The 7,174-nt window shown below is 58.1% G+C and carries 9 protein-coding genes; 6 read left to right on the top strand and 3 right to left on the bottom strand.

The features are described 5' to 3' along the window. Nucleotides 1–158 precede the first annotated feature (158 nt). Nucleotides 159–608 (bottom strand): hypothetical protein, encoded by a 450-nt coding sequence (locus ACR0L4_RS23180; RefSeq protein ID WP_480515551.1) that lies wholly within the window; start codon nucleotides 606–608, stop codon nucleotides 159–161. Nucleotides 609–629: 21 nt separating this feature from the next. Continuing rightward, nucleotides 630–998: an antibiotic biosynthesis monooxygenase family protein gene (locus ACR0L4_RS23175; protein WP_480515549.1), complete on the bottom strand. Its 369-nt coding sequence runs from the start codon at nucleotides 996–998 to the stop codon at nucleotides 630–632. A gap of 56 nt (nucleotides 999–1,054) precedes the next feature. Between ACR0L4_RS23175 and ACR0L4_RS23170 the strand changes: the two genes are divergently transcribed. Continuing rightward, nucleotides 1,055–1,507 (top strand): MarR family winged helix-turn-helix transcriptional regulator, encoded by a 453-nt coding sequence (locus ACR0L4_RS23170; protein WP_480515547.1) that lies wholly within the window; start codon nucleotides 1,055–1,057, stop codon nucleotides 1,505–1,507. 4 nt (nucleotides 1,508–1,511) lie between these two features. Here the strand turns inward: ACR0L4_RS23170 and rpe are convergent, their stop codons facing one another. Further along, nucleotides 1,512–2,198, bottom strand: coding sequence for a ribulose-phosphate 3-epimerase (gene rpe / locus ACR0L4_RS23165; protein WP_480515545.1), 687 nt, complete (start codon nucleotides 2,196–2,198; stop codon nucleotides 1,512–1,514). A 164-nt stretch (nucleotides 2,199–2,362) separates the two neighbouring features. On the opposite strand from rpe, the gene phnC reads away from it, so the two are divergent. The 5 genes from phnC to ACR0L4_RS23140 all read left to right on the top strand — a co-directional run bounded on the left by phnC (nucleotide 2,363) and on the right by ACR0L4_RS23140 (nucleotide 7,101). Next, nucleotides 2,363–3,184 (top strand): phosphonate ABC transporter ATP-binding protein, encoded by an 822-nt coding sequence (gene phnC / locus ACR0L4_RS23160; RefSeq protein ID WP_480515543.1) that lies wholly within the window; start codon nucleotides 2,363–2,365, stop codon nucleotides 3,182–3,184. A 66-nt stretch (nucleotides 3,185–3,250) separates the two neighbouring features. Continuing rightward, nucleotides 3,251–4,153: a phosphonate ABC transporter substrate-binding protein gene (gene phnD / locus ACR0L4_RS23155; RefSeq protein ID WP_480515541.1), complete on the top strand. Its 903-nt coding sequence runs from the start codon at nucleotides 3,251–3,253 to the stop codon at nucleotides 4,151–4,153. Nucleotides 4,154–4,220: 67 nt separating this feature from the next. Then, the gene (phnE, locus tag ACR0L4_RS23150; RefSeq protein ID WP_480515539.1) at nucleotides 4,221–5,102 is read left to right on the top strand and encodes a phosphonate ABC transporter, permease protein PhnE; all 882 of its coding nucleotides are present in this window, start codon (nucleotides 4,221–4,223) and stop codon (nucleotides 5,100–5,102) included. Beyond that, on the top strand, nucleotides 5,099–6,466 hold the full coding sequence (gene phnE, locus ACR0L4_RS23145) for a phosphonate ABC transporter, permease protein PhnE (RefSeq protein WP_480515537.1): 1,368 nt from the start codon (nucleotides 5,099–5,101) through the stop codon (nucleotides 6,464–6,466). The genes phnE (ACR0L4_RS23150) and phnE (ACR0L4_RS23145) overlap by 4 nt, the downstream gene beginning before the upstream one ends. A gap of 20 nt (nucleotides 6,467–6,486) precedes the next feature. Continuing rightward, the gene (locus ACR0L4_RS23140; protein WP_480515535.1) at nucleotides 6,487–7,101 is read left to right on the top strand and encodes an LbetaH domain-containing protein; all 615 of its coding nucleotides are present in this window, start codon (nucleotides 6,487–6,489) and stop codon (nucleotides 7,099–7,101) included. Nucleotides 7,102–7,174 lie beyond the last annotated feature (73 nt).

Here is a 7,174-nt window from a genome sequence, read left to right as displayed (position 1 = left end):
GAAGGCGGCCGCACCGTCGGCGCCGGCGTTGTGTCGAAAATCGTCGAGTAATTGGTTCTGGCGAAGAGATTATTCGTCGAGTAATCTCGGACCCAACCGATGAAACAAAGAAGGCCGCTCCTCCGGGGGGCGGCCTTTTTCTGTTAAGAATGTGCTCTCTAACTCCTGGACTGGCTGCGTCTGCGCGCGGTCATTGCGCGTCCGTCTCGTATGCTCATACCCATCAATGTCAGATTGGTAGCGCCGGCGACCAATTCGATGACCTGAACAATATAGAAGCTGGTGTCGAAGGATCCGGCCCCGGCTTTTTCGTTCAGGTAGAGTGCTGCGGGGACCAGAATGAGCAGGCCGTTGGCTGCGATGAACGGCATTCTTTTCTTTTTGGCCAATGCAGGCGCATCTTTGCGCCGGCTTCCCATCGACATTCCGGTGGCCCCGACAATGATCATGGCTGGGACCAGCAGAAACAGGCCGTAGACGATCATGGTTTTCACCGATGCCACGGTTGTGTGGGAGGTGAAGATTTCGCTGTAAAGGGTGGACGTCCAGAATGTCAGGATTGTCAGAAAACCGATAATGCCAGCGATGGGGTGGATTGTTTTGATCATGGGGTGCCTCCACTTCGCGCCTTAGGCAACACAGTGGTTGTCGACCGTAAGCTTGCGCAGCAAGTGCGGTCGCGTCACTGCGCTGTCGGGATAGTCAGCAATACGGCGCTGGAACTCGGGGTTGGTGAAGGCCTGACGGAAACTTTTGACATCTTGCCAGACGGCATAGTTCACGAAGGTTGCGCTGTTGGCGATGCCTTTGTGCAGCTGGGTCGAGATATATCCGGGTTGGGATTTCATGAAATCCGCGTCGTGTGACCAGGCGGCCAGCAGCGCCTCTTCGTCCTTGGCGTCTACTGTGAACAGGTTGATCAGAACAACGGGCCCTTCCTCGGTTTCCATCTGGTCAGCCAAGGTTGCGACTTTGTCCAGCTCTTCGATACGTGCCATTTCGACTCCTCTCATGAATTTAATATAGCGAGCTATATAATATTGCATAGCATGCTATGCAAGTGTATTTGTCCGATATGGAATTCAAGAAAGAAGACTCGGCCGGATATCTGATCAATCACATGGCGCGCCTGTTTGCCCGGGACCTGCAGCAGCACATCTTTCCATTGGGGATTGTGGTTGGCCAGTTTCCGGTTTTGCTGGAGCTTTGGCGAAAAGACGGCGTGTCGCAAAAAGAACTGCTTGGCAAAATCGATGTCGAGCAGGCGACCCTGGCCAACACGCTCAACCGGATGGAGCGGGACGGGCTGGTCAAACGAACCAAAAATCCAACCGATGCCAGGGCTCAGTTGATCTGGTTGACAGACAAGGCGTCAGGAATTCGCGCAGACGCGTATGAGGCCGCCCAGACCGTAAACGCTCAGGCGCTTGCGGGCCTGAGCGCCGAGGAGCAACGCCAGTTTCTGGACCTCATGCGCCGGGTGATCTCGGGCATGCGTCAGGACTAATGGGTTACAGCGCCGAATTCGCCGCGGCCCGCACAGCGCGGATGTTTTCGCCATAAACCTCGGGCTGATCCACCGATCCGCCTCTGAAGACAGCCGATCCGGCAACCAGGACATCGGCGCCTGCCGCCGCGACCAGAGGGGCGGTGTTTGGATCAACGCCGCCATCAATCTCGATATGGACGGGGCGGTCGCCGATCATCTGGCGCAGCTTGCGGATTTTGCCGGTCATGTCGATGAACTTTTGTCCACCAAAGCCGGGGTTCACGGTCATTACGCAGACGAGGTCGGTCAGGTCCAGTAAATGCTCGACCGCTTCGGCCGGGGTGCCCGGGTTCAGCGCGATACCTGCCTTCATTCCTGCGGCGCGGATGGCCTGCAGGGTGCGGTGCGAATGCGGCCCGGCCTCGATATGAGCGGTCAGTATGTCTGCCCCGGCATCGGCATAGGCCTGAATATAGGGATCAACCGGCGCGATCATCAGATGCACGTCCATCACCGTTTTGACATGCGGGCGGAAGGCTTTGACGGCTGGCGGGCCAAAGGTCAGGTTCGGGACGAAATGGCCATCCATCACGTCGATATGCACCCAATCAGCGCCCTGCGCCTCGATGGCCTGAATTTCGGCGCCGAAATTGGCGAAATCGGCGGACAGGATCGACGGGGCGATCTTGATGGTGCGGTCAAAGCTCATGGCGGTCTCGTGTCAGCAAAAGAGTCGGGGACGCGTATACCCGCGCCGTACCGCAATGGGTAGCCCCTGTGGCAAGTGCGTCGTTACAAAACTTTCACCGCACTGACATATATCCGTTTAATGGCATCTGTAGCTGACCGCCAACATGAGCTTGGGGGTGGCAGGTGCTGCGGATCAAAGAACTGACCAAACGCTTTGGCGACAATATAGCCGTGGACGCTGCGACGCTGGATGTGGACAAGCCCTGCATGATCGGCATCATCGGGCGCTCGGGGGCGGGCAAATCAACCTTGTTGCGGATGGTCAATCGTTTGACGGATTCCTCTGGCGGTCAAATCCTGTTCGACGGCCGCGACGTCACGCAATTGAAGGGTCGTGAGAAACGCGCCTGGCAGGCTGATTGCGCGATGATCTTCCAGCAGTTCAATCTGGTTCCTCGCATGGACGTGGTGTCGAATGTTCTGCACGGCACATTGAACCGCCACTCGACATTGGCGACCATGTTCAACTTGTTCCCCATGAGCGAAATACACCGGGCCATCGATATTCTGGATCGCCTCGGCATTGCCGAGCATGCACCCAAGCGGGCCGAGGCGCTGTCGGGTGGTCAGCAGCAGCGGGTCGCCATTGCGCGGGCATTGATGCAGGACCCCAAGATCATTCTGGCCGACGAACCCATCGCCTCGCTGGATCCGATGAACGCGCAGGTGGTTATGCAAGCCCTGCGCCGTATCCATGAAGAGGATGGCCGCACGGTCATCGCAAACCTGCACACGCTGGACACCGCCCGCCGCTATTGCGACCGCGTCGTCGGCATGCGCGATGGCCGCATCGTCTTTGACGGGCTTCCTGAACAACTGACCACCGGTGTCGCCCGCGAAATCTACGGGGCCGATGCGAGCTTCTCGGAAGAGGCGACCTCGACCGAGATCGAAACGCTCGACGCGACCCAAAAAGCACTGATGGAAGCGGAAGCCACCATCTGAGCACGACAACCCCTTTCATCGCCCGGCCCGATGAGAGGCCGGGGACATCAACCTGGAGAGAGACAGATGAAAAAACTAATTGCTGCCCTTGTTGCCACGACTGCACTGGCTGCGCCTGTACTGGCCGAAGACATCAGCGAATTCCGCATCGGTATTCTGGGCGGCGAAAACGCTCAGGACCGTCTGAACAACAACGAATGCCTGCGCCAGTACACCGAAGAAGAGTTGGGTGTTGAAACCAAGCTGTTTGCCCCCGCTGACTATAACGGTGTGATCCAGGGGCTGCTGGGCGGCACCATCGACATGGCGTGGCTGGGCGCGTCGAGCTACGCCAAGACGTATCTGTCCGATCCCGAAGCGGTTGAACCGGTTCTGGTCAAAGTCAACGTTGATGGCGGATACGGCTACTATTCGGTCGGCTTCGCGCGCAAGGACAGCGGCATCGCCTCGCTGGAAGACATGAAGGGCAAGACATTCGGCTTTGGTGACCCGAACTCGACCTCGGGCTATTTGATCCCTTCGATCGAAATTCCGCAGGCAACCGGGGCAACAATGGATTCAGGCGACTATTTTGGTGAAGTGAAATTCACCGGTGGTCACGAGCAGACAATCGTCGCTGTGAACAATGGCGATGTTGATGGTGGCGTGACCTGGGCCGACGGTCTGGGTGAATGGGAAGACGGTTTCAACTCGGGCGCGCTGCGTCGTGCGGTTGACGCGGGTCTGGTCGACATGAACGACATGGTCATGATCTGGCAATCCAAGCCGATCCCCGAAGGTCCGGTTGTGATCCGCAAATCCTTGCCTGAAGAGGTGAAGGCGAAAATGACCAAACTTTGGGACGACCTGAGCGAGAAGGATCGCGACTGCTTTTACGGTGTGGCCGCGGGCGAGGCAAAAAGCTTCGATCCAATCACCCACGAAGCGTACGAAGTCATCATCGAAGCGCGCAAGCTGAAGTCCAACTGAGCCAGCGCATCCCCAAGATCGGGGTCCGGTATTCGCCGGGCCCCGTTTTTCCACTCAGGAGCATTCCATGACAGACCTGACCGCGGGGTCCCCCGGCGTTGATGAAATACGCGACGACTACACCTCAATGACGCGGCGCAAGCGGGTCTACGGTGGTATTCTTCTGATCCTTTTTGTCGCTGTCATGGCCTCTGGGTTTCGTATTGCCGATGATCGCAACGCGGGCAGTTTCAGCGACGGGTGGACCCGTATCTTCGACTACCCCTCCGAAGTTCTGTCGGAGGCATGGGAAAAGATCGGCGAGATGCCGGTCAATCTTGCCAAGTTCTTCCCGGCCTTGGTCGAGACCCTGAACATTGCGGCAGCATCGACATTGATCGGAACGATTGCGGGAACGTTTCTGGCCCTGATGTCAACGCGGGGCATGGCTCTGTGGCCGGCGCTTATTCCCCTGTTTCGGCGCATCGCGGATGTCTGTCGTGCAATCCCCGAGATCGTGATTGCGTTGGTTCTGATCTTCATTCTCGGCGGGGGTCCGGTTCCGGCGATGATCGCCATCGCCATTCATACCGCAGGGGCCTTGGGAAAGCTGTTTTCGGAAGTCAATGAAAACGCGTCGCTCAAACCGGTCGAAGGGCTGCAGTCGGTTGGTGCAAACTGGTCGCAGCGCATGTATCTGGGTGTGATCCCGCAAGTTGGACCAAATTACGTAAGCTATGCCTTGCTCCGGTTCGAGATCAACATACGCGCTTCGGCCATTCTGGGTTTTGTTGGCGCGGGAGGCCTTGGGTACGAGCTGCGGAATGCGATGTCCTGGGGGCAGGGGCGCTATGATGAGGCCGCCGCCATCTTCCTTCTTCTCTTTGTCACCATCGTCGTCGTGGATCAGTTATCGGGTATCCTGCGCGATCGCCTGACCCACGGGTCGGAAAAAGGAGCATCGGCATGAGCACCTTCGCAACCGATCTGAGTATCGACGAACTGAAAGCCGAGGCAGATCGCCTGTTCAGCCGCAAACGCCTGGTGAACTTTGGCCTGCCAGGTCTGGTTCTGGCCTATCTTGTTTACGTGTTTTTTGCCTTTGATGTGCCGGGTTTGGCCGAACGCGCCAATTGGGACAACGGCAAGACCCTGATATCCGACACCTACAGCTACAAAACCCATGTCGAGCGCGACAACCGCAGCGGTGAGGTCTCGGTGGCCATAGAAGGTGAACGTAAGGGGAGATACCCGGACGGGCAGGCGCCTGACTGGGTGGCGCTGGGTGACACCACTGTGATCGATCTGGAAAACGGTCACATCGTGCGGTTTGGCGCCGAAACCGTGGAATACGACATCCCCGGCTATGGCACTGTCAGGGCCACGCCCACCCGTTCAGCCGGGGTGCAGGCGGAACTGCCGCCCGGCGAGGTGCCCGAATGGATCAATATCTCGAAAAACCGGATGGCAATCACAACGGATGCAGGGCGTCTGACGGTCACCCGCAACAGGTCCGAGGTCTTCCGCTATTTCACCGGATGGGAGCTGTTCTGGTTTACGCTCGACAGTCCCTACTACGGCATGTCGTTCCCTGAGGTGGCCGGGCGTGCGGCCTCGGGTGAGGGTGGGGCGATCTTCAACGATTTCTGGACCAACAAGATGTGGCGGCATCAGGATGTAGCCTGGGCCATCTTTGAGACGATCCTGATGGCGTTTCTGGGCACGTTCGGTGCGGCCATGGTCGCCCTTCCCCTGGCCTTCATGGCAACACGGAACTTCAATCCGCTGAGATCTGTGCGCTTTGCCACGCGGCGGGTTTTCGACTTTGTCCGCGGGGTGGACGCGCTGATCTGGACCGTGGTGCTTGCGCGTGCTTTCGGTCCGGGCCCGCTGACCGGTGCGCTGGCCATTCTGGTGACGGATACCGGGACATTCGGCAAAATCTTCTCGGAAGCCCTTGAGAATGTGGATCAGAAGCAAATCGAAGGCGTGCAATCGACCGGCGCCAGCGCGCCGCAGCGGTATCGGTTCGGGGTCATCCCGCAGGTCACACCGATATTGCTGAGCCAGTTGCTCTATTTCCTCGAATCCAACACCCGCAGTGCAACTGTCATCGGTGCGATCACCGGCGGCGGCATCGGGTTGTTGCTGACGCAAGCCATCATCACCCAGAAGGATTGGGAAGAGGTGGCTTATTACATCGTTCTGATCATATTAATGGTGATGCTGATGGATTGGTTCTCGGGCTGGTTGCGGCGACGCTTGATACAGGGTCAGACCGGCAAGGCGCGCAAGCCGCGTAACCCTGATTGCAAACCCTTCCTGCTACCGTGACTTCAAACGGGACAGAGACAATGGCACGACTGCGCGCGGATCAACCGTACATTCACCCTGATTGCCAGATCACCAACAGCCGATTTGGAGAATTTGTTGAAATTGGCGCGGGCAGTCGCGTCGCGAACTCGGTTTGGGGTGACTATTCCTATTGCGATCGAACCTGCGACATCGCCAATGCCGTGATCGGGAAATTCGCCAATATCGCCAGCTTCACCCGAATTGGGGCGACGGATCACCCGATGGAGAAAGCCTCGCAGCACCATTTTCTCTACCGGACAGCGGACTATTGGGACGGTGAAGAGGACGACGCTGCGTGGTTTGCCCATCGCGCCAGTCGCACGGCGCGGATCGGGCATGATACCTGGATTGGTCATGCGGCGATTATCAAGCCAGAGATCACCGTCGGGCATGGCGCCATTGTCGCGTCAGGCGCGGTGGTGACTCGGGACGTCGCGCCCTATTCTATTGTCGGTGGCGTTGCGGCGACGGAAATTCGCCCGCGCTTTTCCGAAACGCTTGCAGAGCGGATGCTTGCATTGTGCTGGTGGGATTGGGACAACGCACGTTTGCGTGCAGCTCTTCCCGACTTTCGCACCCTGAATGCCGAGGCGTTTCTTGAAAAATACGAATAGCAGGCTGGTGCAGCAATAGCTCCCGCGCCCGCAGGTAAATCGGCTGTGCCGATTCTCCTTGGCGGCCTTGGGC

The sequence above is a fragment of the Ruegeria sp. AB5 genome, from assembly GCF_056542645.1.
The sequence above is the reverse complement of the archived record's forward strand: the minus strand, read 5'-3'. Positions and strand labels throughout refer to the sequence as shown.

What these genes read in the sequence shown, in the direction of transcription:
- ACR0L4_RS23170 (WP_480515547.1), top strand. Translation starts at nt 1,055, where the DNA reads ATGCAAGTGTATTTGTCCGATATGGAATTCAAGAAAGAAGACTCGGCC.
- ACR0L4_RS23140 (WP_480515535.1), top strand. Translation starts at nt 6,487, where the DNA reads ATGGCACGACTGCGCGCGGATCAACCGTACATTCACCCTGATTGCCAG.
- phnD (WP_480515541.1), top strand. Translation starts at nt 3,251, where the DNA reads ATGAAAAAACTAATTGCTGCCCTTGTTGCCACGACTGCACTGGCTGCG.
- ACR0L4_RS23175 (WP_480515549.1), bottom strand. Translation starts at nt 998, where the DNA reads ATGGCACGTATCGAAGAGCTGGACAAAGTCGCAACCTTGGCTGACCAG.
- phnE (WP_480515539.1), top strand. Translation starts at nt 4,221, where the DNA reads ATGACAGACCTGACCGCGGGGTCCCCCGGCGTTGATGAAATACGCGAC.
- ACR0L4_RS23180 (WP_480515551.1), bottom strand. Translation starts at nt 608, where the DNA reads ATGATCAAAACAATCCACCCCATCGCTGGCATTATCGGTTTTCTGACA.
- rpe (WP_480515545.1), bottom strand. Translation starts at nt 2,198, where the DNA reads ATGAGCTTTGACCGCACCATCAAGATCGCCCCGTCGATCCTGTCCGCC.
- phnE (WP_480515537.1), top strand. Translation starts at nt 5,099, where the DNA reads ATGAGCACCTTCGCAACCGATCTGAGTATCGACGAACTGAAAGCCGAG.